Source organism: Synechococcus sp. R8-2 (assembly GCF_047461715.1).
Taxonomy (GTDB): Bacteria; Cyanobacteriota; Cyanobacteriia; order Thermostichales; family Thermostichaceae; genus Thermostichus.
The window spans coordinates 1-1,080 of record NZ_JANSHQ010000680.1; the positions used below are offsets into that span (position 1 = coordinate 1).

1 protein-coding gene and 1 pseudogene are annotated in these 1,080 nt (G+C 57.2%); one reads left to right on the plus strand and one right to left on the minus strand.

Features of this window, described 5'->3' with window-relative positions:
- Positions 1–327: pseudogene (locus NW819_RS13830) on the minus strand (hypothetical protein); the annotation flags it as partial.
- Positions 328–474: 147 nt separating this feature from the next.
- Between NW819_RS13830 and NW819_RS13835 the strand changes: the two are divergent.
- Positions 475–1,074: a pseudouridine synthase gene (locus NW819_RS13835; RefSeq protein WP_414414102.1), complete on the plus strand. Its 600-nt coding sequence runs from the start codon at positions 475–477 to the stop codon at positions 1,072–1,074.
- The last annotated feature ends 6 nt before the right edge of the window (positions 1,075–1,080 follow it).

The following is a 1,080-nucleotide window of genomic DNA, read 5'->3' on the forward strand; positions in this document are numbered from 1 at the left end:
GGACTCTGTCCTGCTGGCGCGAACGGCTTCCGGGGAGGTTTCTGGCTCCTCGTCATCGCTACGCGACGCTTCTGGGAACCCGTCAGCAGTGTGTGGCGCTGAAGCGGGCTGAGCAGCAACAGGTTCAGGAGCAGAAGGAGGAGGTGCAGCTGGGATCCCGGCTTCTTCTGCAGGAACAACCGCAGGTGGCTGAGCAGCTTCTTTTTCCTTTTGCTGTTCGTAGCGGCGACGTTTGTTGCCCTCATCCACCAGCACGTACACCAGGCTGAGGAGAGAGAGCCCTGCTGTTCCAACCAAAACCCAGAGTAAGTTGTTGTCTATGGTCATGGGGTGAGCCCCGTCAAACGCTGCTAGCGATGGAGGGATATTGCTCCTTAAAGCTTGATCTTACCGTTGAAGCCGCTCTGCCAAATCCTTCTGCCAAATCTTAAAGATTGGAAAGGTTGGGTTCACAGTTTTGTTGTTTTGTGTGTCATGCGCTATCTCAAGTTTTACAAACCCTATGGCGTGCTCACCCAATTCACCGACCAAGCGGGACGGCCTACCCTCAAGTCTTTTATTCCGGTGCCCAAAGTTTATCCGGTAGGGCGGTTGGATCGCGACAGCGAAGGGCTGCTCCTGCTGACCGATGATGGTCGCCTCAATGCCCGCTTGATCGACCCCAAGTTCGGCCATGAGCGCACCTACTGGGTTCAGGTGGAAGGGATCCCCACCCCCCAAGCCCTGCAACAGCTGCAACAGGGGCTGATCATCCAAGGGCGAAAAACGCGCCCGGCCCAGGTTAAGGTCTTGGCTGAGGAACCCACCCTGCCGCCACGGGATCCCCCCATCCGCTTTCGCCGCTCCATCCCCACCACCTGGCTGGAACTGACGCTGCGGGAGGGTCGCAATCGCCAGGTGCGCCGCATGACTGCCGCCGTTGGGATCCCAACTTTGCGGTTGGTTCGGGTTGGACTGGGGCCTCTTTCTCTGGTGGGGCTTGCTCCCGGCCAGTGGCAAGATCTCAGTGAGGTAGAACTGGCCCAACTGCGGCAATATTGTTTTTCTCAAACCATTAGAGTCATTTCAAGTTAGATTAAG